The sequence below is a fragment of the Streptococcus mitis genome, from assembly GCF_009496285.1.
Classification (GTDB): Bacteria; Bacillota; Bacilli; order Lactobacillales; family Streptococcaceae; genus Streptococcus; species Streptococcus mitis_BP.
This window is the reverse complement of the sequence record NZ_WIJK01000009.1, coordinates 1-25,056: the sequence shown is the minus strand read 5'-3', so window position 1 is coordinate 25,056 and position 25,056 is coordinate 1. Positions and strand designations below refer to the sequence as shown.

Below are 25,056 nucleotides of genomic sequence, written 5' to 3'. Positions count from 1 at the left end.
AATTGAAAAAAATGCTAAAATCCGATATAATGGAGTGTTGAAAGGAATGGTAAAATCCAATGTAGAAATCATTCTTAGTTATTGAAACAAGAAAAATAGAGAATCAAAGAAAGAGAACTTATGAATATTCAAGAAGAAATTAAGAAACGCCGTACCTTTGCCATCATCTCTCACCCGGACGCGGGTAAAACGACTATTACAGAGCAATTGCTCTATTTTGGGGGAGAGATTCGTGAGGCAGGTACTGTAAAAGGAAAGAAAACTGGGACTTTTGCCAAGTCTGACTGGATGGATATCGAGAAACAACGTGGGATTTCGGTAACCTCATCTGTCATGCAGTTTGACTATGATGGCAAGCGCGTCAACATTCTAGATACTCCAGGGCACGAGGACTTCTCAGAGGATACCTATCGTACCTTGATGGCGGTGGATGCTGCGGTCATGGTAGTGGACTCTGCCAAGGGTATCGAGGCCCAAACCAAGAAATTGTTTGAGGTTGTTAAACACCGTGGCATTCCAGTCTTTACCTTTATGAACAAGCTGGACCGTGACGGTCGTGAACCACTAGATCTCTTGCAAGAATTGGAAGAAGTCTTGGGCATAGCTAGCTACCCGATGAACTGGCCAATCGGGATGGGGAAAGCCTTTGAAGGTTTGTATGACCTTTATAACCAACGTTTAGAGCTCTATAAAGGGGATGAACGCTTTGCTAGTCTGGAAGATGGGGACAAGCTATTTGCTAGCAACCCATTCTACGAGCAAGTCAAGGATGACATCGAGCTCTTGCAAGAAGCTGGAAATGAATTCTCAGAAGAAGCCATCCTTGCGGGTGAATTAACACCAGTATTCTTTGGTTCAGCCCTCACTAACTTTGGGGTGCAGACCTTCCTTGAGACCTTCCTTAAGTTTGCTCCAGAACCACATGGACACAAGAAAACAGATGGCGAAATTGTGGATCCTTATGACAAGGATTTCTCAGGATTTGTCTTTAAAATCCAAGCCAACATGGACCCTCGTCACCGTGACCGTATTGCCTTTGTTCGAATCGTATCGGGTGAATTCGAGCGTGGTATGAGTGTTAATCTCCCTCGTACTGGTAAGGGAGCTAAGCTGTCAAATGTTACTCAGTTTATGGCGGAAAGTCGTGAAAATGTGACCAATGCCGTGGCAGGTGATATTATCGGAGTTTACGATACTGGTACTTATCAGGTGGGAGATACTTTGACAGTTGGGAAAAACAAATTTGAATTTGAACCACTGCCAACCTTTACTCCTGAGATTTTCATGAAAGTTTCTGCTAAGAACGTCATGAAACAAAAATCTTTCCACAAGGGGATTGAGCAATTGGTGCAAGAGGGAGCTATTCAGCTTTATAAGAATTACCAAACAGGCGAGTACATGCTAGGAGCTGTTGGTCAACTCCAGTTTGAAGTCTTTAAGCACCGTATGGAAGGCGAGTACAATGCTGAAGTAGTCATGAGCCCAATGGGTAAAAAGACTGTTCGTTGGATCAAGCCTGAGGACTTGGATGAACGGATGTCATCAAGCCGAAATATCTTGGCCAAAGACCGTTTTGACCAGCCAGTCTTCCTCTTTGAGAATGACTTTGCCCTCCGCTGGTTTGCGGACAAGTATCCAGATGTAGAGTTGGAGGAGAAGATGTAACTCAGTACCAACAATTGGAACTAAAGTTCCTAATTGTTGGACGCTAGTCGCTATTTGGCGAACTAGCTAACTGCCTTACTAACTGAGTTTTACAAATGGAATCGATTTGTAAAACTCAGTGTCGTAATCTAATAATCGGTAACTGCTATTGCTGTTTACCTAAACGCTTCATTAGGAAAAATCCGCGAATGGTTTTGATTCGTGGATTTTCCCGTCGTAAGGGGTAGTAAGTGGTCTAGCTACCTGCCTTACTAACTACGTTTGGCAAATAGAATCGATTTGCCAAACTCCGTGTCGTAATCTAATAAATGGTAACCGCTATGGCAGTTCACCTAAACGCTTCACTAGGCAAAGTCCACGAATAGTTTCGATTCGTGGACTTTTTCGTCGTAATAGTTAGAAAGCAGTCTAGCTACCTGCTTTACTAACTCATCGGCGAAAAATAATCGTTTTCGCCTCTTCGTGTCGTAACATTTAGGAAGTGTTATAGCTAACTGCCTCACTAACTACGTTTGGCAAATGGAATCGATTTGCTAAACTCTGTGTCGTAATCCAATAATCGGTAACTGCTATTGCTGTTTACCTAAACGCTTCATTAGGAAAAATCCGCGAATGGTATCGATTCGTGGACTTTTTCGTCGTAATAGTTAGAAAGCAGTCTAGCTACCTGCTTTACTAACTCATCGGCGAAAAATAATCGTTTTCGCCTCTTCGTGTCGTAACAGAAAGGAAGCGGTCTAGCTAACTGCCTTACTAACTGAGTTTTACAAATGGAATCGATTTGTAAAACTCAGTGTCGTAATCTAATAAACGGCAACCGCTATGGCAGTTCACCTAAACGCTTCACTAGGCAAAACCCACGAATGGTATCGATTCGTGGGTTTTGCCGTCGTAACAGAAAGGAAGCGGTCTAGCTGCCTGCCTTTCTAACTGCGTTTGGCAAATAGAATTGATTTGTAAAACTGTGTGTCCTAATGAAAAAAGAGTGCCTGAGTTGGTAACTTACCTTAAAACTATTACAAAAAGCCAAGAAGATATTTTTCTTGGCTTTTCTTGTAGCTTGCTATTCAAAATTTTCCTAATTTTCCTAAAACTCCGCCCCAATATGGGGCGGAGTTTAGGAGGTCTTTTAGGTCGCTAATCGGTAAACAGCTTCAGCATAGATATCCATAGCATGATAGAGATCATCTAAGATAGCATATTCATTTGCTTGGTGTTCTGTTTGCTCTCTTCCTGGGAAGAGGGCACCAAAAGCGACACAGTTTGGCATGGTACGTGCAAAGGTTGCGCCGCCAGATGATAGAGCGGGACTATTGTCACCAGTTTTTTCTTCATAAACCTGCATGAGTGTAGTGACGAGCATACTATCTCTTGCAACGTAAAGTGGTGCTAGGTAGTCAAATTCTTGGTAGCTAAGTTGGTAAGATTTTGCACAATCTATCAGCTGATTGACAAGGGCATCCTTGTCTGCAAGGACTGGGATTCGGATATCAATTCGAATCTCAGAACTTTCGGGAGTAATGGTTAAGGCGGCCACATTAAAGGATAAATGTCCAGAAGGCTGGTCGCTGATATCACCAAAAATTCCTTTTCCTTGACCATCTTGATCAACTTCTTTGGCAAGAAATGTCAGTGCAGGATGGGATTGAATGGAATCAAGGACGGTGGCTAGTCGAATGACTGCATTAATCCCCTGGCTGGCATCCTTGGCATGCTTAGATAGTCCTATAACAGTAAGGGACTGATCATTTTGTTGGTAATCGTAACCAGCAGCTATTAGACCTTCTTGGAGTTGTTCCATAAGTAATCCTTGATAAGTTGCCTTATCAGGTACGATATTAAAGGCTCCACCTATATCTAAGGCGAGTTGTTCTGATCCAGGTCCATGAAGTTTGACTTGAAGGAGCCCTTTTTCTGCATAGGTTAATGGGAATGATGAGTCAGGAGCAAATCCCATGCTGGCTTGTTCTTCAATGGTATTATATCTTGCCATACAACGCCAAAGGGTTTCCTCATCAGTACCAAATATGAACCGAACCCTTTTTTTGAATGGAATTCCTTGGTCAAGCAAGCTCTTGACTGCGTAAAGGGCTGCAAGAGAAGGTCCTTTATCATCCTGCGCACCCCGACCATAAATCCGTCCATCTCTGATACTAGCTTCAAATGGAGGAGTTTCCCAGTCTGTCAAATCGCCTGCAGGAACGACATCTAGGTGGCAGAGGATAGCAAGGAGATCCCCCTCACCAACTTCTGCATACCCATAATATCCTTGAGGATCCAGATAGGTTTTAAAACCAAGTTCTTGACACAAGTCCAGAGTTTTTTTCAGGACATCTTGAATGGCTTGACCAAAGGGAGTGCCATTTTCACTTTCATTGAGAACAGAAGGATAAGAGATGATTGTTTTCAAACTTTGAAGAAAATCCTCTTTGATTGATTCTGTAATATAGGATTTCATCCGTATTTCCCCTTTTGACTATAAGAATGGCACTAGGGTACCCAAGATAAGAAGTAGAATACTTGCAACGACAATGACGATGACGAGTTTTCCAACAAATTTCCACCAAGTTCCAAGGCTGACACGACCAAGAGCAAGAGCACCCATAACAATACCTGAAGTAGGAGTCACAAGGTTAAGGACACCAGATGCAGATTGGTAGGCAGTGACGATAAGGCTTGCTTTAACATTGACGAATTCTCCAAGAGGAGCCATGATCCCCATGGTTGCACTAGCAAGACCAGATGAAGAAGGAATAAGGAAGGACATAGGTAGGTAGAAGATATAGGTCAATACGATGAAGACTTGAGGAGAGAGACCTTGAAGGCCAATTTCACCCCAGTGTAGGATGGTTGCAGTGATCATACCATCGTTCATGATAACTTGGATACCACGAGCAACCGCACAAATCAAGGCTACTGAAAGCAAATCTGCAGCACCAGTTAGGAAGGTTGAGACAATCTTGCTTTCTTTGAGACCATAGACAACACCGATCAAAATCCCCATAACGGCAAAGAGCATAGCGCCTTCTGGGAAGTACCAGCTACCAAATGGTAGAGCAGATGAACCGATAACTCCTCCAATTACAGGAAGTCCGATTAACCAATTCTTGAAGTCTTCAAATACAGTAACATGCAAATCAACCCAAGGGATGAAACTTGCAATCATAATGATAAAGGTTAATACAAATAAAGCGAGGACATGTTTTTGTTTCTTGCTCAAGGTAGATGGTGCATCATCGTTTTCTGAAACATTGAAGTGTTTGATATCTTCTTCGCGTTGAGCGTAAACGAGTGATTTAGTCGGATCTTTCTGAATCTTTTCTGCATAACGATAGACAAAGTAAGTACTGATACCTGTCATTACAAACCAGAAGATAACACGGAGAATAACCCCATCCATAGAAGAGATTCCCGCAGTATCAGAAGCGATAACAGTAGCAAATGGATTCAATGTAGATGCCAAACAACCAACTTGAGAACCTAGTAAGATGATGGCTACGGCAGTGATACTGTCAAAACCAACTGCCATCATTACAGGAATAAGAAGGGGGTAGAAGGCCATGGTTTCTTCTCCCATACCATAGGTAGTTCCTCCAAGTGCGAAGAGGGGCATGAGGATGAGAATCAACATTTTTTCGCGGCCCTTGTATTTTTTAACGATGGAGGCAATCCCTACATCGAGTGTACCAGTAGCGTTTACGACACCAAGGAAACCTCCGACCATAAGGATAAAGAAGGCAACATCGATGGCTGCGCTAGTTGGTTCGTGACCGAGCATGGCACGAATTGGTGCCATGAGGACATCGTAAATCCCTTGAGGATTTGAGTCAACAGTTTGATAGGTACCTGCGATGAGGTTACCTGCTTCATTGGTATCATACTTACCTGCTGGAATGATCCAGGTTAAAAATGCCATGATGGTAATGATGATAATCAAAACAGTGTATGATGAGGGCATTTGAAACCTTTTTTTATTTTCACTCATTTGTTTTTCCTCCTAAACTATGTCACACAGTATAAAAACGAATGATGTGGCAAGAGTGCTGACTAAACTATTATTCTTTCACGATGATTGTTCCGCTATCAGATTCAATCAAGGCTCCCAAATTGCTGAGGGAAGTGATGACGGCTTTTCCTGCTGGACGATTGGTCACAAAATCAATGGCAGCTTGGATTTTTGGTAGCATACTACCAGGAGCAAATTGCCCCTCTTTGATGTATTCTTGGAGTTGGTTAACAGTTACTCGCTCCAACTTTTCTTGATTTGGTTTGTTATAGTTGATATAGGCATAATCGACGCCAGTTAAAATGATGAAGAGATCTGCTTCGACTAGCTCTGCCAAGCATTGCGATGCAAAATCCTTATCGATGACAGCTTCTACTCCTGAGAAGTAACCGTTTTCATTTTTGGTTACAGGAATACCTCCACCGCCTGCTGCGATGACAATTTGTCCCTTATCTAAGAGTGCGCGTATACTATCGATTTCTTTGATATGAACAGGTTTTGGAGAAGCCACTACCTTACGCCAGCCACGTCCTGCATCTTCTTTAAAGTTAGCCCCAGTTTTTTCGCTTTCTGCTTTAGCCTCTTCTTCTGAGTAGAATGGACCAATGGGTTTACTTGGATTGAGAAAGGCAGGATCATTCTTGTCCACGACAACTTGTGTGACAACAGAAACGACAGTTTTATCAAGATGAATATCCTGTAAAGCATTTTCCAGAGCATTCTGGAGCCAAAAACCGATGCTACCCTCAGTCATAGCAACAAGTGAATCGAGAGGAAAGGCAGGATTTTTTTCGGAATTCGCTGCTAGGTGTTGGAGGAGAAGGTTACCAACTTGCGGTCCATTGCCATGGGTGATAATCAATTCATCACCATTTTGGATGAGTTTCACCAGATGGTGTGCTGTTTCTGCCAGAGCAGCTTCTTGAGCTTGAGCAGATGGATCTGTGGAAAGAATGGCATTTCCTCCAAGAGCGACAACGATTTTACGATGAGACATGAGCGCTCCTTTCTTTTGGATGAACAAAAGCCAATTTTGGTTAAAGGCTTGGGTTTGGAAGTTGAGAAGAAAGATTTTGTAGGGACGAGTTGAGTTGGAATTTCGAAATGCGAATAACTGGAAGGCAGTTACTTGTTATGAGGTTTTTGCTTGAATGGTGACTAGTGGTGAATTCCAACTCAGAGCTCGTAACTATTACAAAAAGGGACCGGACTAAAACACTAGTCTCAGCCCCTAAGCTGTTTCTTATAGTTTGTATCACACTTTAGGAATGTAGAGATTTCCTAGTGTAGCAGCCATAACGGCTTTGATGGTGTGCATACGATTTTCTGCTTGATCAAACTGACGAGCATATTTGCTATGGAAGACCTCATCAGTTACTTCCATTTCTTTTACACCAAATTTCTCAGCTACTTGTCTGCCGTAGATTGTGTTCGTATCATGAAAGGCTGGTAAGCAGTGGAGGAAGATTAAGTTTTCATTGCCTGCTTTCTTAACAAGATCCATATTGACTTGATAAGGTTTTAGCAAAGCGACGCGTTCTGCAAACTTATCTTCTTCGCCCATAGATACCCAAACATCAGTGTAAAGGACATCAGCCCCTTTTACAGCTTGATCAGCATCTTCTGTGATGAGGATGTGAGCCCCACTTTCTTTGGCATATCCCTCAGCCAGTGCAACAACTGCCTGATCTGGGAAGAGTTCTTTTGGTGAAAAGACATGAACGTTCACACCAAGGATCGCTCCTGTTACTAGAAGGCTATTGGCAACATTGTTACGACCGTCACCACAGTAAACCAATGTCAAACCTTCAAGATGTCCGAAATTTTCTAGTACTGTCAAGTAGTCTGCAAGCATTTGAGTTGGGTGCCATTTATCCGTCAAGCCATTCCAAACAGGAACACCAGAGAATTTAGCTAATTCTTCAACCATATCTTGACTAAAACCACGGAATTCAATACCATCAAACATACGTCCCAAAACTTTTGCGGTATCTTCCGTAGTTTCTTTTTTACCTAGTTGAATATCGTTTGCCCCCAGGTATTCTGGATGTGCACCAAGATCGATTGCTGCAGTGGTGAAGGCTGCGCGTGTACGTGTAGAAGTTTTTTCAAATAAAAGAGCAATATTTTTACCAGCTAGATAGCGGTGTTCGATGTTTCGTTTTTTAAGATCCTTCAAGTGAGCTGAAAGTCCAATCAAATATTCGAGCTCTGCACGGGTAAAATCTTTTTCAGCTAGAAAACTTCTTCCTTGAAATACTGAATGTATCATTCTATATATCCTTTTCTAACAAGCATGATTCTGCTAGCAGATGCTAGGCAGAAATAGGAAGAATTTAAATGTCTTCGCGTTCAAACGGCATTGACATACAACGAGGTCCACCACGACCGCGTACCAACTCCCTGCCGCGAATCTTAATGAGACGAAGTCCATGTTCTTCAAGTTTCTTATTGGTCACAGTGTTGCGTTCATAAACAACTACGACACCTGGTGCGATAGCGAGTGTGTTAGAGCCATCATTCCATTGTTCACGAGCAGCTGCAACGATATTCCCATCACCACAAGGAATGAGTGTAACTTTTTCTAAACCAAGGTTTTGAGCAAGGAGCTCTGCCAAATCTCCTTTTTCTTCAACAATCTTGAGTTCTTCATTTTCGTAAGTGACGGAATAGACGCGAAGATTGCCTTGGATTTCTGGGTGGATTGTAAATTTGTCATAGTCTACCATGGTGAAGACAGTATCCAAGTGCATGAACTTACGGCTGTTTGAAAATTCAAAAGCTAAAACTTTCTTGAAGCCAACATTCTTTTTGAAGATATTAACCAAAAGTTTTTCGATAGAAGCGGCATCAGTCCGTTGAGAGATCCCAACTGCTAGGACATCTTTTGAAAGAACAAGTTCATCTCCACCTTCAATCCGAGTAGTTTCTTCACGGTTATAGATGAGCTCTACTTTGCCACCATAAATTGGGTGATGCTTGAAGATGTACTTACCATAAAGTGTTTCGCGATTGCGTGTATCGGCGTACATGTGATTAAGTGATACTGCATTCCCGATAGTCGCAAATGGGTCGCGGGTGAAGTAAAGATTTGGCATTGGATCAATGGCAAACGGATAGTCAGATTCAACCAAGTCAGTTAATCCTTTGCCTTCTTCAGGGATGTCAGGTAATTCAACTTTTTGAACACCTGCCATTGTTTTCTTGATCAGTTCAAGATTGTCGTCAATATCATGAAGCAGTTTTCGGATGGCATTTTTAGTTTGTCGACCACGAATATTTGCTTCGTTGAGATATTCTTCGATGAACTGGTCGCGTATTTCTGGAGAAGTTAATGATTCAGCAGCCAACTGTTCAAGATAGAGCACTTCGATTCCTTCGTCACGGAGTGCTTGAGCAAAGGCGTCGTGTTCACTTTGGGCATCTGCTAAAAATGGAATGTCATCAAAGAGCAACCTCTCAAGGTGATCTGGCATCAAGTTTTCTAATTCTTGACCCGGACGGTGCAACATAACTTTTTTCAGTTTCCCAATTTCTGAGAAAACATGAATTGGATGTGAAGACATGTGTATCCTCCTTTTTTTCTCGTGTGTACCAAATGATATTGGTATCGCTTACAAGTTAATAGTATCACAATTTAATATGCATTACAAGGGATATGATAAGGCCTAAAAGGCTTTAAAATGGCTATTTTAAAGGATTTCTTACATTTTTTTATAAGATTATTCATAGACATGTATGTTAATTTAACTTATTTTTATATTCTATAAAATTTATGCATAAAAATATTTTTAAAATTTTTTTAAAAAAATTTTGAGATTGTAGAAAAAAGTGGCTTTTCTGAGGTGAAAAGTTTGTTGAAATAAAAAAATCCCTTAGACTAGGACGATTGATCTAGCCTAAGGGAAGAATAGTTGGGTATTAGATACCGAAATTTTTCATAAAAATTGTAAAGAGTGCCAGTAAGATGAAACTGATACTATTAAGTAGCATATGGACTGAGATAGACATTTCCAAACGTCTGGTACGATAAGCAGTCCAAGTGAGGACAGCAGACATCCAGCCATAAATCAAGAAGGAAGGGAGATTAGAAGGTCTGTGTGCAAGGAGGAAGATCAACCAACCAATAACATAGCCAAACTTTTCGTAGCCTTGGAAGAGTTTGGTAGGAATAATCCCGCGACAGATGATTTCTTCACAAATAGGTGCGATTAAAACGATGAGGAAGAAACTGCTAATCAGAGAGCTTTCGGAAATAAGGTTGTTAATTACTTGCTGATTAGAAGTTGTTGTTTGTTTTATGAGTTGTAACCAGATGCCACCTACAAGATTTCCAACAAAGATTGTCAAATAACTCAAAACAATACGAGGAAGATCATTAATCGTTAAGAGTTTAGGCTTAAATACTAGTAACTTGCTCTTATGGGCTCCGTATAAAAAGATAGCGATCACAAGAATCGAAATAAGAGCTACGATAAGTGATGACCATATAGGATCAATCTGACTTATTGCTAGCAGAGCTAGAGTTTGCATTGGGATTTGAGAGAGAAAGATAGCTACTAACAAAATCCCAAACCACGCGAGTCGTTTACGAAAATCTTTAAAAAAGTTCATTGATAGGTCTCCTAAAATTTTTATCTAATTATAACACAATTGCTGAGAGGATTCTATTTGTTACCATAAGAGGAACGTACAGACGACAAATAGAATATCCCGAATCAAATGACCGTAGAATGATACCTCCTGTCTCAAATTTTTTGGGAATAAAAAGCTGAGAAATAGAGCACCAAGGCCAATATAAAAAGCAATCGATAAAATGGTGATTGGGTTACGCAGGAAGATTAAAATAGAAATGATGATGACGGAAAATCTCACTTCCTTGCTACTGGAATTTTTTTGTAACCTTCTCCATTTTTTCAAGGGGAGAAAGGTAATAAGGTCAACTCCAAAGAGAAAAAAGAAGGAGGGGAGGATGAGTTCTACAGCTTCTTTTTGAAGTAAGTTGACAGTAACGATAGTCTCTGATAGAACCAGCCCAACCCCGCAGAGGTTGACCACAATCATCATACTATAAAATAAAAAGATAAAGCGACTCCTGTCAATCAGTCTATCTCTTTTTAAGTTATGACTAGATAAATAATGCATAAAGGCACAAGACCCAGATAAGCCCAATAAAGCCAGTAGAAAATAAAAACAGGATTGTTTGAGGGCCAGAGAGGTTCCAGACCAAAAGATACAACTACAAAGTGCCAGTTGGATTAAGGCAAAGAACAAGAGTAGTCGAATTGATTTTATGACTTTTTCCATAAAGTATCCCCTATATTTTTTTCTTATTATAGCTAAAAGATAGGAGAGAAAAAGCCTTAAATTCCCAATTGTCGATTTTTAGGGCTGTCTTGTCTTTTGAAAACAAAAAATCCCTCTTCAAGGGTTCCTTGAAGAGGGGAGATAGGGTGTACAGTTGATTGTTCTAACGTTTAGACCAGGTTCGCTTCATAAAGAGTAGTATGATTGGATAAATTTCAAGACGTCCTGCAATCATTGCAAAGGATAGTAGAAGTTTTGAAAATGGACTAAAAATTGAGAAACTTGCAGTTGTTCCTAAAATAGGACCGATATTATTAAAACAACTGAAAACAGCACTCGTAACAACCATTAAATTATTGGTATCTAAACTGACGATGAAAATCAAACTGAGTAAAATCATGATATAAACCACAAAGTACTTCAGAATCTTGTGCTGGGTATCCTTATCAATAACCGTTTGATTAACCTGAAGGGTTAAAATGCGGTGAGGTGATATGGTAGACAAGACTTGATTTTTAGCAATTTTAGAGAGGATAACTCCACGGATAACCTTGAGACCACCTGCAGTGGAGCCGGCAGAACCACCGATTGCCATCAGCATTAGCAAGATGTATTGAGAGAACAAAGGCCAGTTCGTGATATCTCCATATCCAAAACCGGTAGTGGTAATGATGTTAGATACTTGGAAGAAGGCCATCTCAAAGCTTTGTGAAACTCCGCTATAGAGGTGGAGTGTGTTAAGCGTGATTAAGCCAGTTGATATGGCTACAATCAAGAGATAGGCTCGGAGTTCTTCATCAAAAAAGAATTCCTTGATACGACGGAGCATGAGGTAGTAGTAGAGATTGAAATTGACACCAAACATCAAAACCCCGACACTTGTCAGATAGGTGATGAGAGAACTGTGATAGTGGGCAATTCCGTCATTATAAACAGTAAAGCCACCAGTACCAGCAGTACCCATAGCGATAACAAAACTATCGTAGAGTGGCATCCCAGCAAGGAAATAAATAACCACAAAAAGGGCGAACATAGCCAGGTAGAGGATATAGAGGATTTGGGCTGTATTTTTTAGTTTAGATACAACCTTGCCAAATACTGGTCCAGGAACCTCTGCCTTCATAACCTCTAAGTGACTGTTTTTTGCATTGTCCATGATAGCTAGGGCAAAAACCAGCACCCCCATCCCTCCGATAAGGTGAGTAAAACTCCTCCAAAATAGAAGGGAACGGCTTAAGACAGAAACATCATTTAAAATGGTTGCTCCCGTTGTTGTGAAGCCAGAACTAATCTCAAAGAAGGCATCTATCATATCGGGAATTTGCCCTGAAAAGACAAAGGGAAGGGCACCAAAGAATGACCAGAGGATCCAACAGAGAGCTACAATTAAGACCCCTTCTTTTGCATAGATTCGCTGTTTTTTAGGCTTGCTGATGATGCCGAGAACTCCTAGAACTACAAGTATACCAATAGTAGAAAAAAGAGCTGTGAAAACTTGGCTAGATTCTCGATAATAGAGAGCAACACTAACAGGAACTAAGAGTAGTACAGCTTCTATCAAGAGCAATTTTGCGAGAAGAAAGCGAATCATACTTCTATTCATAGCTTACCTCTCTAACAGATCATAAATCTTGGTGATATTTGATAGTAGTGTGATGACAACTAACTTATCACCGACTTGAAGGTTATCTTCACCTGTTGGGAAGATTGTTTTCCCATTACGAATAATAGCAGCGATCAACAACTCTTTTTTGAATTTCAATTGAGACAAGGGTTTGCCAGTCATTTTATTGGCTTCCTTGATGAGAAATTGAAGTGTCTCAACCTGTCCATTTGCTAGGTGGTGCATAGCTTGAAGGTCTGAATATTGGGCATTGGCACGACCGTGAATAAAGTGCATAATGGTATCGACAGCGATTGTTTTTGGTGTGATGATACTAGAAAACTCTGGAGCATGGATAATCTCTAGAAGGCTGGTTCGGTTGACCTTAGTGATATTTTTCTGAACACCTACACTATCTAAGAACATAGAAGTAATGATATTTTCTTCGTCAACGCCAGTAAGAGTTGCGACAGCATCGTAATGTTGGGCACTTTCTTCTAGGAGAATATCTTTTGCAGTTCCGTCCCCCTGTACAATATAGAGTTTTGGATATTTTTGGCTGAAAAATGCTGCACGATCTGGATTGAGTTCAATGACCTTGGTATCAATACGGCTATCTTTCAAAATACCAACAAGGTAGTAGGCGATTTTTCCGGCTCCGATAATGAGTAAACTCTTAACGACACGAGATTTGACATAGTTATGAAAAAGCATCATATCGACACGATGACCTGTTACAAAGATACGGTCTTTATCTTCTAAAATAAGGTCGCCACTAGGGATCATCAGTTTATGATTGCGCTCAATAGCACAGACAATCACATTACCAAACTTTTTCCGGAAGTCTGCGATAGACATCTGACAGATATTGCTATCCTTACGGACAACAAATTCCATCAAACTAACCAAGCCACCTACAAAACGCTCAACAGAAAGAGCATTTGGGAAGTCGATGATGTTAGCAATAGCACGAGCCGCTAGGAGTTCTGGATTGACAATGAGAGAAAATCCGAGAATATTTTTTTCTTTAAAGTAAGGGTTGGAATACTCAGGATTGCGGACACGGACGATGGTTTCTTTAGCCCCCATCTTTTTAGCTAAGACAGCAGAGACCATATTGACCTCGTCATATTGAGTCATAGCAATGAAAATATCGCAGTCTTGAACATTGGCAGCTTCTAGCATGGCAAAGTCAGCCCCATTACCTGCAATTCCAATAATATCAAAACGGCTTGTCATGTAATTAAGAACTGTTTCGTTCTGTTCAATTAAGACAACATCATGATTGTCAGCGACAAGTGAACGACAAAGGGCAGAACCAACTTTCCCCCCTCCGACAAGAATAATCTTCATGTTATATAACCTACTTTTTCAATATGTATCTATCATACTCTTTTTTAGAATAAAATGCACTCGGCAACCGACTCTTTTCATTATTGGGGTGGGAAATTGTCCTATTGATAATCTTACTTATTAAAAATTTAAGATATAAATCAGCTATTTTCGTCTAATTCTAATGAATACAGAAGCATTTTTAACTAATGTAAATATGTTTGTAAAAAAATGAAAAAATCAAGTCATTTCTATTGACAATCAAGCTGAAAGTGATATACTAAAACAGTAGTTTCGCTGATTTACTTCAAACCTGTTGTGAGGTAAGTTAACGATGCCTTAACCACGCTGTTTGCTGAGCTTGACTCCGGGCAGTGTGGCTATTTTTTTGCACTAGTGAGAGGAAACAAGGCATGGCAAATCACATTGTATTATTTGAACCCCAAATTCCACAAAATACGGGTAATATTGCTCGTACTTGCGCAGCAACGAATGCGCCCCTTCATATTATTAAACCGATGGGCTTTCCTATCGATGACCGTAAGATGAAGCGAGCAGGTCTAGATTATTGGGACAAGCTTGAGATTCATTTTTATGATAGTTTGGCTGATTTTATGGAAAAAATGGATGGTCAGCTCTACTTGATTTCCAAGTTTGCAGAAAAAGTCTATTCAGATGCAGATTTTACGACAGAAGGAGATCATTATTTTCTTTTTGGGAGAGAAGATAAGGGATTGCCTGAGGAATTTATGCGTGAGCATCCAGAAAAAGCTCTCCGCATTCCTATGAATGATGAGCATGTTCGTAGTCTCAATGTTTCAAATACAGTTTGTATGATTGTTTATGAAGCACTTCGTCAACAAAACTTTGCGGGTCTCGAACTGGTTCACACTTACGAAACAGATAAGTTGAAATAAACACTTAGATAAAATGCTTGCGCTTGCAAGCTTTTTTTGTTATCATAAAGGGGTCTTCAGGGCAGGGTGAAATTCCCGACCGGCGGTAAATTTGACTAGCTATTTTAGCTTTCTCGTCGTTGTCTTGTCTCGATATACTTTAAGTATTATCTTCGACTACGACGCCTAGATAAATCTAAAATATCTTAGCCAAATAAGTCCGCGAGCGCAAGCTGATGTGGTGAGATTCCACAACCGACAGTATAGTCTGGATGGGAGAAGACGAAAGAATGGCTTTGTCTATTCTAATTGATTTTTTATAGGTAAATTGCAACCGCTTGCTAAAAAAAGAGTGAGGGGGAACTTTTGGAATATAAAAATAAAGGATAGATAGAGGAATCCTTTCCAACTTCTTCTGATTTTATAGAAAATTGGAGGAACCTGTTATGACAAACACACGTCGACTTTCGACCATTGCAATTCTATCAGCACTTTCATTTGTGTTGATGTACTTTGACTTTCCGCTTTTGCCAGCGGCATCCTTTTTGAGGATTGAGTTCAGTATTTTACCGGTCCTTGTGGGCTTGGTAGTCTTGGATTTACCAGCAGCTTTTGGAGTGCTTTTCCTTCGGTCCTTGTTGAAAATCCTTCTGAACAATCAAGGGGTTAGTACCTATATTGGTTTACCGATGAATATTGTTGCCTTGGGAGTCTTTGTACTTGCTTTTGGTTTGATTTGGGAAAAAGAGCGAACAACCATGCGTTTCGTCCTAGCTTCACTAGCTGGTACGCTTGGTTTAACTCTAGCTATGCTAGTTCTAAACTATGTTTATGCTGTTCCTTTGTACGCTAAGTTTGCTAATTTTAATATTGAGAAAATCTTAGGATTGAGCAACTACCTGATGACTATGGTTTTGCCTTTTAATCTGATTGAAGGTATTATCTTTGCCATCTCTTTCTGGTTGTTGTTTGTCCTTTTGAAACCAACTTTAAAATACTATGAAAGATAAACAAACATTTATGATGAAGGGCTCTTTTGCCCTTTTACTTTTTATGATTATTGGCTATATTGTCAAATTTTATCCAGAAATGCTGGTCGGTTTTGATCAGCCGATTCAGACTGCCATTAGAGGTGATTTACCTGAGACCTTAACGCTTCTTTTTCGGGCAATTACGCACTTAATTGATATCCCAGTCATTATTAGCTGGGTTTTAATTGTAGCTTTTATTTTTTACCGTAAGCAATGGAAACTGGAAAGTTATCTCATGCTGGGTAATTTGACTTTAGCTGGAATCTTAATCGTAACCTTTAAAAATATCTACCAACGACCTAGACCAGAAATAGTACATCTAGTGGAGGAAAAAGGTTTCTCATTTCCTAGTGGACATTCTCTGGCTGTGACGCTCATGGTAGGATCTTTGATTGTGATTTTGAGCCAACGGATTAAGAATACAACCTGGAGAAAAGTCGTGCAAATCGGACTTGGTATATACTTAGTCAGTGTATTGGTATCAAGAATTTATCTGGGAGTTCACTACCCATCAGATGTGATTGCCAGCCTTTGTGTAGGCCTAGGAGTTTTGTTTATGGAGTTTCCTTTCTACGATAAACTGCGTTTTCAATGGCGCTTCAAAGGAAAGCAGAAGTAGGAATTGCCCCTTCTTGAGGAGATAAAATGGAAGTCAACATAAAAGATCTTCATCCGACTCAACTATACTTATCAGAAAAGAAGTTACAAGATATCCAGATGCTTTATCAGTCGAAAGAAAAGCCCAATATCAATCCAATTAGCGTTCTTGCGTTTGGAAATTGCTTCTTGATTACAGATGGCCATCACAGGGCTTATCAGGCTTTGTTGGTAGGCCAGGATACAATTTCTGCTGAGTGGGATAGAGATGGAGGTGATGAACTATATCATCTCTATGCGCAAGCTTGTGAGAAAAGAAAGATATACTCTGTTCTGGATTTAAAAAATCATATCTTACCTCAAGATGAATATGAAGCAAGATGGTATAACTGGTGTGATGGTTTTAATCAAGCAGCGGAGCTAGTATTAGGAGTAGAAAATGATGACAAAAATCATTCAGATAGATAATTCCTTGCGTCTAGTTCCCTATTTTTTAGCAGATCATCATGATGCAGCTTTGGCCTGGTATCAAGATATGGATTTGGTGGAACTTGTAGACGGTATTAAAATACCCTATAGTTCAGAAAAATTAAATGCCATGTATTCCTATTTAGAAAGACACGGGGATTTGTTCTGGATTGAGTTTCGAGAAAAGGGAGAGTGGCTTCCAATTGGGGATGTCACCTTATCTCAGGAGAATCTTCCTATTGTGATTGGCAATCCAACTTATCAACATCAGGGACTTGGACGCAAGGTTTTGAAGGCTTTGATTGATCTAGCTCGGCAAAAGGGTTGGAAACAATTGAAAGTTCAAGAAATCTACACTTTCAACCGTATCTCTAGAAGATGTTTTGAGTCTCTTGGATTTGTGGAAAGTGGTACTACTGAAAATGGAGTGAGCTTTGTACTGACTTTGATTGAATGAATTCACTCCATCGTGATAGAAGATTCTGAAGATTGATTTCACCAAAAAATTGTAACATAAAGAAATATCAAAAATAAAAATTTCTCTTGCATTTTTTAAAAAATAGTGTATAATAGATGGGTATGTGTAAAGCATACTTGTGGGAGGTAAAAATCTCTAAATTACCGCCAAAACCACAAAGGAGGATTTAAAAATGGCTAAAAAAGTCGAAAAACTTGTAAAATTGCAAATCCCTGCTGGTAAAGCTACACCAGCTCCACCGGTTGGACCTGCTCTTGGTCAAGCTGGTATCAACATCATGGGATTCACAAAAGAGTTCAACGCTCGTACTGCTGACCAAGCTGGTATGATCATTCCAGTTGTTATCTCAGTATACGAAGACAAATCATTTACTTTCGTTACAAAAACACCACCAGCTGCTGTTCTTTTGAAAAAAGCTGCAGGTGTTGAAAAAGGATCAGGTACACCTAACAAAACTAAAGTTGCTACAGTTACTCGTGCACAAGTACAAGAAATTGCAGAAACTAAGATGCCAGATTTGAACGCTGCAAACATTGAGTCTGCAATGCGTATGATCGAAGGTACTGCTCGTTCTATGGGATTCACTGTTGTTGACTAATCAATAACATCCCTATATAACCCGCAAGACTTCATCATTTCGAGAAGTGACGTGGGAGATGAAAATCGATTGAACCACTTACAAGGAGAATAGAAAATGGCTAAAAAAAGCAAACAACTTCGTGCTGCTCTTGAGAAGATCGACAGCACAAAAGCATACAGCGTAGAAGAAGCTGTAGCTCTTGCAAAAGAAACTAACTTCGCAAAATTTGACGCAACTGTAGAAGTTGCTTACAACCTGAACATCGACGTGAAAAAAGCTGACCAACAAATCCGTGGAGCAATGGTATTGCCAAACGGTACTGGTAAAACAGCTCGCGTTCTTGTATTTGCACGTGGTGCAAAAGCTGAAGAAGCAAAAGCTGCTGGTGCAGACTTCATTGGTGAAGATGATCTTGTTGCTAAAATCAACGACGGTTGGTTGGACTTCGACGTAGTTATCGCTACGCCTGACATGATGGCTCTTGTTGGACGTCTTGGACGTGTCCTTGGACCACGTAACTTGATGCCAAACCCTAAAACTGGTACTGTAACAATGGATGTTGCTAAAGCAGTTGAAGAGTCTAAAGGTGGTAAAATCACTTACCGTGCAGACCGTGCAGGTATCGTACAAGCGATCATCGGTAAAGTTTCATTTGAAGCTGACAAGTTGGTTGAAAACTTCAAAGCATTCAACGAAACAATCCAAAAAGCTAAACCAGCTACTGCTAAAGGTACTTACGTAACAAGCTTGACAATCACAACTACTCAAGGTGTGGGTATCAAGGTTGACGTTAACTCACTTTAATTAGTAATGATTTAACATGAAAGGTTGAAGACAAGTTTGTCTCAACCTTTTTTCTATTAAAAAATAAAAATACGTATAAACTTTCTAATCTATTTGATATTGTAAAGTATCTAGATAGAAAATTCAGAAAATTTGCTCTTTTCCCTTGAAAATTTTTGAAAAAATGGTATCATAGTAACAAGCTATTTTTAAGAGAAGAGAAAGGGGAACGATGGAGAAAATCATTTTAGACTCACCTAAGTCGGGATCGGATCTTGTTTTGGAAACACTTCGTGACTTAGGAATCGATACGATTTTTGGTTATCCTGGTGGAGCGGTACTTCCTTTATATGATGCTATTTATAATTTTAAGGGAATCCGCCATATTCTAGGTCGCCATGAGCAGGGCTGTCTTCACGAAGCTGAAGGTTATGCTAAGTCAACAGGAAAACTGGGTGTTGCAGTCGTCACAAGTGGACCAGGAGCTACAAATGCCATTACAGGGATCGCAGATGCTATGAGCGATAGTGTTCCCCTTTTAGTCTTTACTGGCCAAGTGGCACGTGCTGGAATTGGGAAAGATGCTTTTCAAGAAGCTGATATCGTTGGTATCACCATGCCAATCACTAAGTATAATTATCAGGTTCGAGAAACTGCGGATATTCCACGGATTATTACGGAAGCTGTGCATATTGCGACTACAGGTCGTCCAGGGCCAGTCGTCATTGACCTTCCAAAAGATGTTTCTGCGCTTGAGACAGACTTTATTTACTCTCCAGAGATAGATTTACCAAGTTATCAGCCAACACTTGAGCCAAATGACATGCAGATCAAGAAAATCTTGAAGCAATTGTCTAAGGCTAAAAAGCCAGTCTTGCTAGCTGGTGGTGGGATTAGTTACGCTGAGGCTGCAGTAGAGTTAAATGAATTTGCAGAGCGTTATCAAATTCCTGTTGTGACAAGTCTTTTGGGACAGGGAACAATCGCAACTAGCCATCCACTGTTTTTGGGAATGGGTGGAATGCATGGTTCCTTTGCAGCTAACATTGCCATGACAGAAGCAGATTTTATGATTTCTATTGGTTGTCGTTTTGATGACCGTTTGACAGGAAATCCTAAGACCTTTGCTAAGAATGCAAAAGTAGCGCATATTGATATCGATCCTGCAGAGATTGGTAAGATTATCGCAGTTGATATTCCAGTTGTTGGAGATGCGAAAAAAGCTTTGCAGCAGTTGCTAGCTGAGCCAATTGTTCGTAACAATACTGAAAAATGGATTGAAAAAGTTACCAAAGATAAGAACCGTGTTCGATCTTATGATAAGAAAGAACGTGTGGTTCAACCTCAAGCAGTTATTGAACGTATCGGTGAATTGACCAAGGGTGATGCTATTGTTGTAACAGACGTTGGGCAACACCAAATGTGGACGGCTCAATACTATCCTTACCAAAACGAGCGTCAATTGGTTACGTCAGGTGGTTTAGGAACTATGGGATTCGGAGTCCCTGCAGCTATTGGTGCTAAGATTGCCAATCCAGATAAAGAAGTTGTTCTCTTTGTCGGAGATGGTGGTTTCCAGATGACCAATCAGGAATTAGCAATCTTAAATATTTACAAGATTCCAATCAAGGTCATCATGCTAAATAATCATTCACTTGGGATGGTCCGCCAGTGGCAAGAAGCCTTCTATGATGGTCGAACATCTGAATCAGTCTTTGATAGCCTTCCAGATTTCCAATTGATGGCTCAAGCCTACGGTATTAAAAATTATAAGTTTGATAATCCTGAAACTCTTGAGAAGGATTTGGAAGTCATCATGGAAGATGTACCAATGTTTATTGAAGTAGACATTTCTCGTAAAGAACATGTTTTACCGATGGTACCAGCTGGTAAGAGTAATCATGAGATGTTGGGGGTGAAGTTTAATGCGTAGAATGTTAACAGCCAAACTTCAAAACCGTTCAGGTGTTCTCAATCGCTTCACAGGAGTCTTATCGAGACGTCAAGTCAATATTGAAAGCATTTCTGTGGGCGCAACGGAAAATCCTAATGTATCACGAATTACCATTATCATTGATGTTGCCTCACATGATGAAGTTGAGCAAATCATCAAACAACTTAATCGTCAGATTGATGTGATTCGCATTCGTGATATCACGGATCAGCCCCACTTAGAACGAGAAGTAATTCTTATAAAGGTTTCAGCGCCTGCTGAAAAACGTGCAGAAATTTTGGCTATTATCCAACCTTTCCGTGCAACAGTAGTCGATGTAGCTCCAAGTTCCATTACCATTCAGATGACTGGGAATGCAGAAAAGAGTGAAGCTTTGATTCGAGTGATTCGACCATATGGTATTAAGAATATCGCTCGTACGGGTGCAACTGGATTTACCCGCGACTAAAAATCCAACCTAAATTTGTTAAACTAGCCTAACAGGCAATAAAAATAGAAAAGAGAGAAAAAACTATGGCAGTTCAAATGGAATACGAAAAAGATGTAAAAGTAGCAGCACTTGACGGTAAAAAAATCGCCGTTATCGGTTATGGTTCACAAGGTCATGCTCACGCTCAAAACTTGCGTGATTCAGGTCGTGATGTGATCATCGGTGTACGTCCAGGTAAATCTTTTGATAAAGCAAAAGAAGATGGTTTTGACACTTACACAGTAGCAGAAGCAACTAAATTGGCTGATGTTATCATGATCTTGGCACCAGATGAAATCCAACAAGAATTATATGAAGCAGAAATTGCACCAAACTTGGAAGCTGGAAATGCTGTTGGATTTGCACATGGTTTCAACATCCACTTCGAATTCATCAAAGTTCCTGCAGATGTTGATGTCTTTATGTGTGCTCCTAAAGGACCAGGACACTTGGTACGTCGTACTTACGAAGAAGGATTTGGTGTTCCAGCGCTTTACGCTGTCTACCAAGATGCTACAGGAAATGCTAAAGACATCGCTATGGACTGGTGTAAAGGTGTTGGTGCAGCTCGTGTAGGTCTTCTTGAAACAACTTACAAAGAAGAAACTGAAGAAGATTTGTTTGGTGAACAAGCAGTACTTTGTGGTGGTTTGACTGCCCTTATCGAAGCTGGTTTCGAAGTCTTGACAGAAGCAGGATATGCTCCAGAATTGGCTTACTTTGAAGTTCTTCACGAAATGAAATTGATCGTTGACTTGATCTACGAAGGTGGATTCAAGAAAATGCGTCAATCAATTTCAAACACTGCTGAATATGGTGACTATGTTTCAGGTCCACGTGTAATCACTGAACAAGTCAAAGAAAATATGAAAGCAGTTCTTGCGGACATCCAAAATGGTAAATTTGCCAACGACTTTGTAAATGACTACAAAGCTGGACGTCCAAAATTGACTGCTTACCGTGAACAAGCAGCTAACCTTGAAATTGAAAAAGTTGGTGCAGAATTGCGTAAAGCAATGCCATTTGTCGGTAAAAACGACGATGATGCATTCAAGATCTACAACTAATTTTTAAGAATATAAACAGAAGGCGAGTTGGGGGGAACCTAACTCGCTTTTTATCTTGAAAACTCATCGAGGAGGAGATTATGCTAAGTGCAAAAGATGTGGTGAAAGCCCACAAGATTTTGAATGGTGTAGTAGCCAATACGCCACTTGACTACGATCATTATTTATCCGAAAAATACGGAGCGAAAATTTATCTTAAAAAGGAAAATGCTCAACGTGTCCGTTCTTTTAAAATTCGTGGGGCTTATTACGCAATTTCCCAATTGACAAAAGAGGAACGTGAACGTGGTGTAGTGTGTGCTTCAGCGGGAAATCACGCTCAAGGAGTTGCCTACACATGTAATGAGATGAAGATTCCTGCAACAATCTTTATGCCAATTACGACACCTCAACAGAAAATTGGTCAGGTTCGTTTCTTTGGAGGAGATTTTGTTACGATCAAATTAGTAGGGGATACTTTTGATGCTTCAGCCAAGGCTGCTCAAAACTTTACCGTAGCTGAAAATCGTACTTTTATTGATCCCTTTGATGATCCCTATGTTCAAGCTGGTCAGGGTACGGTAGCCTATGAAATTTTAGAAGAAGCTCGTAAAGAATCCATTGATTTTGATACTGTCTTGGTACCTGTTGGAGGTGGAGGCCTCATTTCAGGCGTTTCTACTTATATTAAAGAAACAAATCCTCAAATTGAGGTCATTGGAGTCGAGGCTGAAGGTGCTCGTTCTATGAAGGCTGCCTTTGAAGCTGGGGAACCGGTTAAACTTAAAGAAATTGATAAATTTGCGGATGGGATTGCAGTGCAAAAAGTAGGGCAGTTGACCTATGAAGCAACACGAAAAAATGTTGAAACTCTTATCGGTGTAGATGAAGGTTTGATTTCTGAGACCTTAATTGATCTTTATTCTAAACAAGGGATTGTAGCAGAGCCTGCGGGTGCTGCTAGTGTTGCAGCCTTGGAAGTATTATCCGATTATATTAAGGGTAAGACCATTTGTTGTATCATTTCTGGAGGGAATAATGACATCAACCGTATGCCAGAGATGGAAGAACGTGCCTTGATTTATGATGGTATCAAGCATTACTTTGTAGTGAATTTCCCACAACGTCCGGGAGCACTTCGAGAGTTTGTAAATGATATCTTAGGACCTCATGATGATATTACTCGTTTTGAATATATCAAACGAGCTAGCAAGGGAACTGGTCCAGTATTGATAGGGGTTGCACTTGCTGATAAACATGATTATGCGGGCTTGATTCATAGGATGGAAAAATTTGACCCATCTTATATTAATTTGAATGGGAATGAAACTCTTTATAATATGCTTGTTTAATTTCCTATAGAATTTTTATCATATTATTTGCCTAACCTATTTACTAGTGCTATAATGTAAGTGAAGAAAGGGGGAGATTCCCATGGTTTTAAAAGTTATACTTGTTCTAATTATTCTAATGCTTATTGTAGGAGCTATATTAATGAGCTCAATCTATGTTGTTCGACAACAATCAGTAGCTATCATTGAACGATTTGGTAAGTATCAAAAATTGAGCAATAGTGGTATTCACCTAAGAGCACCATTTGGAATTGATAAAATTGCAGCTCGTGTACAACTGCGTCTCTTGCAAAGTGAAATCATTGTGGAAACCAAGACTCAAGATAACGTATTTGTGACGATGAATGTTGCGACACAGTACCGAGTAAATGAACAAAATGTTACAGATGCTTACTATAAACTAATGAGACCTGAGGCTCAAATCAAATCTTATATTGAAGACGCATTGCGCTCATCAGTTCCTAAGTTAACTTTGGATGAATTGTTTGAGAAAAAGGATGAAATTGCATTAGAAGTTCAAAAACAAGTAGCGGAAGAAATGTCAACGTATGGGTACATTATCGTCAAAACGCTCATTACCAAAGTAGAGCCGGATGCGGAAGTCAAGCAATCAATGAATGAAATCAATGCTGCTCAACGTAAGAGAGTAGCAGCACAAGAATTGGCCGAAGCAGATAAAATTAAGATCGTAACAGCGGCCGAAGCAGAGGCAGAAAAGGATCGCCTACATGGTGTGGGGATCGCAGAGCAACGAAAAGCAATTGTTGATGGACTTGCTGATTCTATTAAAGAGTTAAAAGGAGCCAATGTTGAATTAACTGAAGAGCAAATCATGTCAATCTTGTTAACTAACCAGTATTTAGATACATTGAATAATTTTGCAGAAAAACAAGGTAATAATGCAATTTTCTTACCAGCAAATCCTAACGGAGTTGAAGATATACGAACCCATATATTATCGGCTTTAAAAGCCAAGTAAACTAAATCTTAACGTCTTATTTGATTGGATATATGTTTTTTTATTGACAAATGCCATAAAAACGTATACAATTAAATATCGTAAAGAATAAAATAGGAGAAAAACATGGCTAAGACTAACTTTGAAAAAGTAGAATCAGTTGTTAGCTGGGTTCGTGATAAGAAGATCACTGGTTATCGTATTTCTAAAGAAACGAATGCACGTGAAATGTCTATCATTGCTCTAGCTCAAGGACGTGCAAAAGTTAAAAATATTTCCTTTGAAACAGCCCTTGGATTAATTGATTTCTATGAAAAAAATCATGAAAAATTTGAAGATTAATCTTTGGATACAAGCAGACTCTAATTAGGGTCTGCTTTTATTTATGGAATGGAGAAATAGCCGGCTCATTGTCAACTGTAGTGGGTTGAATAAAAACTAACATCTGGAGAGGACAATTGATGTCCTCTTCATTTTTATATTCAGAGCGATGAAAATTCGTTTCTTAAAGTTGTCAAAGTTCCGAAATCC

At 39.9% G+C, this 25,056-nt stretch carries 23 protein-coding genes and 1 riboswitch; of the genes, 14 read left to right on the top strand and 9 right to left on the bottom strand.

The genetic code is table 11. The features are described from left to right. The first annotated feature begins 120 nt into the window (after positions 1-120). The gene (locus GEZ89_RS04160; protein ID WP_153225074.1) at positions 121-1,665 is read left to right on the top strand and encodes a peptide chain release factor 3; all 1,545 of its coding nucleotides are present in this window, start codon (positions 121-123) and stop codon (positions 1,663-1,665) included. 1,129 nt (positions 1,666-2,794) lie between these two features. Here GEZ89_RS04160 and GEZ89_RS04155 read toward each other — a convergent pair. The 9 genes from GEZ89_RS04155 to trkA form a co-directional block, all read right to left on the bottom strand. Then, positions 2,795-4,123, bottom strand: a complete 1,329-nt coding sequence (locus GEZ89_RS04155; protein WP_153225073.1) for a dipeptidase — start codon at positions 4,121-4,123, stop codon at positions 2,795-2,797. An 18-nt stretch (positions 4,124-4,141) separates the two neighbouring features. Next, positions 4,142-5,650 carry a YfcC family protein gene (locus GEZ89_RS04150; protein WP_153225072.1) on the bottom strand — a complete coding sequence of 503 codons (1,509 nt, stop codon included), beginning with the start codon at positions 5,648-5,650 and terminating at the stop codon, positions 4,142-4,144. A gap of 70 nt (positions 5,651-5,720) precedes the next feature. After that, positions 5,721-6,668: a carbamate kinase gene (gene arcC / locus GEZ89_RS04145; RefSeq protein WP_153225071.1), complete on the bottom strand. Its 948-nt coding sequence runs from the start codon at positions 6,666-6,668 to the stop codon at positions 5,721-5,723. 258 nt (positions 6,669-6,926) lie between these two features. After that, positions 6,927-7,940 carry an ornithine carbamoyltransferase gene (argF, locus tag GEZ89_RS04140; protein WP_315640906.1) on the bottom strand — a complete coding sequence of 338 codons (1,014 nt, stop codon included), beginning with the start codon at positions 7,938-7,940 and terminating at the stop codon, positions 6,927-6,929. Between the two features lie 67 nt (positions 7,941-8,007). Then, positions 8,008-9,237 (bottom strand): arginine deiminase, encoded by a 1,230-nt coding sequence (gene arcA / locus GEZ89_RS04135; protein ID WP_153225069.1) that lies wholly within the window; start codon positions 9,235-9,237, stop codon positions 8,008-8,010. A 355-nt stretch (positions 9,238-9,592) separates the two neighbouring features. Next, a complete protein-coding gene (locus GEZ89_RS04130) occupies positions 9,593-10,285 on the bottom strand; it encodes a CPBP family intramembrane glutamic endopeptidase (RefSeq protein WP_153225068.1) in 693 nt (230 codons plus the stop codon). A gap of 60 nt (positions 10,286-10,345) precedes the next feature. Then, positions 10,346-10,978: a hypothetical protein gene (locus tag GEZ89_RS04125; protein ID WP_153225067.1), complete on the bottom strand. Its 633-nt coding sequence runs from the start codon at positions 10,976-10,978 to the stop codon at positions 10,346-10,348. Between the two features lie 163 nt (positions 10,979-11,141). After that, entirely contained in the window at positions 11,142-12,581 is a 1,440-nt protein-coding gene (locus GEZ89_RS04120) for a TrkH family potassium uptake protein (protein ID WP_153225066.1), read from the bottom strand. Positions 12,582-12,584: 3 nt separating this feature from the next. Beyond that, the gene (gene trkA / locus GEZ89_RS04115; protein WP_153225065.1) at positions 12,585-13,934 is read right to left on the bottom strand and encodes a Trk system potassium transporter TrkA; all 1,350 of its coding nucleotides are present in this window, start codon (positions 13,932-13,934) and stop codon (positions 12,585-12,587) included. Positions 13,935-14,326: 392 nt separating this feature from the next. Here trkA and GEZ89_RS04110 point away from each other — a divergent pair, with 392 nt between their 5' ends. The 13 genes from GEZ89_RS04110 (at position 14,327) to GEZ89_RS04050 (ending at position 24,867) form a co-directional block, all read left to right on the top strand. After that, positions 14,327-14,830 (top strand): tRNA (cytidine(34)-2'-O)-methyltransferase, encoded by a 504-nt coding sequence (locus GEZ89_RS04110; protein WP_045763706.1) that lies wholly within the window; start codon positions 14,327-14,329, stop codon positions 14,828-14,830. 48 nt (positions 14,831-14,878) lie between these two features. Then, a riboswitch (FMN riboswitch) is annotated at positions 14,879-15,097 on the top strand. A gap of 158 nt (positions 15,098-15,255) precedes the next feature. Continuing rightward, complete coding sequence (locus GEZ89_RS04105; RefSeq protein WP_153225064.1) at positions 15,256-15,819, top strand: ECF transporter S component; 564 nt, start codon at positions 15,256-15,258, stop codon at positions 15,817-15,819. Beyond that, positions 15,809-16,459, top strand: a complete 651-nt coding sequence (locus GEZ89_RS04100) for a phosphatase PAP2 family protein (RefSeq protein WP_153225063.1) — start codon at positions 15,809-15,811, stop codon at positions 16,457-16,459. The genes GEZ89_RS04105 and GEZ89_RS04100 overlap by 11 nt, the downstream gene beginning before the upstream one ends. Before the next feature lie 26 nt (positions 16,460-16,485). Continuing rightward, the gene (locus GEZ89_RS04095) at positions 16,486-16,905 is read left to right on the top strand and encodes a chromosome partitioning protein ParB (protein WP_153225062.1); all 420 of its coding nucleotides are present in this window, start codon (positions 16,486-16,488) and stop codon (positions 16,903-16,905) included. Continuing rightward, complete coding sequence (locus GEZ89_RS04090; protein WP_194251830.1) at positions 16,880-17,362, top strand: GNAT family N-acetyltransferase; 483 nt, start codon at positions 16,880-16,882, stop codon at positions 17,360-17,362. The genes GEZ89_RS04095 and GEZ89_RS04090 overlap by 26 nt, the downstream gene beginning before the upstream one ends. 193 nt (positions 17,363-17,555) lie before the next feature. Further along, positions 17,556-17,981, top strand: coding sequence for a 50S ribosomal protein L11 (gene rplK / locus GEZ89_RS04085; RefSeq protein WP_001085808.1), 426 nt, complete (start codon positions 17,556-17,558; stop codon positions 17,979-17,981). A gap of 96 nt (positions 17,982-18,077) precedes the next feature. Further along, the gene (gene rplA, locus GEZ89_RS04080) at positions 18,078-18,767 is read left to right on the top strand and encodes a 50S ribosomal protein L1 (RefSeq protein ID WP_153225060.1); all 690 of its coding nucleotides are present in this window, start codon (positions 18,078-18,080) and stop codon (positions 18,765-18,767) included. A gap of 211 nt (positions 18,768-18,978) precedes the next feature. Then, on the top strand, positions 18,979-20,679 hold the full coding sequence (locus GEZ89_RS04075) for an acetolactate synthase large subunit (RefSeq protein WP_153225059.1): 1,701 nt from the start codon (positions 18,979-18,981) through the stop codon (positions 20,677-20,679). After that, positions 20,672-21,148, top strand: a complete 477-nt coding sequence (ilvN, locus tag GEZ89_RS04070; RefSeq protein ID WP_001253809.1) for an acetolactate synthase small subunit — start codon at positions 20,672-20,674, stop codon at positions 21,146-21,148. The genes GEZ89_RS04075 and ilvN overlap by 8 nt, the downstream gene beginning before the upstream one ends. A 65-nt stretch (positions 21,149-21,213) precedes the next feature. Next, positions 21,214-22,236, top strand: a complete 1,023-nt coding sequence (gene ilvC / locus GEZ89_RS04065) for a ketol-acid reductoisomerase (protein WP_045763621.1) — start codon at positions 21,214-21,216, stop codon at positions 22,234-22,236. 80 nt (positions 22,237-22,316) lie between these two features. Further along, positions 22,317-23,567 carry a threonine ammonia-lyase IlvA gene (ilvA, locus tag GEZ89_RS04060; RefSeq protein WP_153225058.1) on the top strand — a complete coding sequence of 417 codons (1,251 nt, stop codon included), beginning with the start codon at positions 22,317-22,319 and terminating at the stop codon, positions 23,565-23,567. Positions 23,568-23,649: 82 nt separating this feature from the next. Then, positions 23,650-24,546, top strand: a complete 897-nt coding sequence (locus GEZ89_RS04055; RefSeq protein WP_153225057.1) for an SPFH domain-containing protein — start codon at positions 23,650-23,652, stop codon at positions 24,544-24,546. 105 nt (positions 24,547-24,651) lie between these two features. Then, positions 24,652-24,867, top strand: coding sequence for a hypothetical protein (locus tag GEZ89_RS04050; protein WP_001140700.1), 216 nt, complete (start codon positions 24,652-24,654; stop codon positions 24,865-24,867). Positions 24,868-25,056 lie beyond the last annotated feature (189 nt).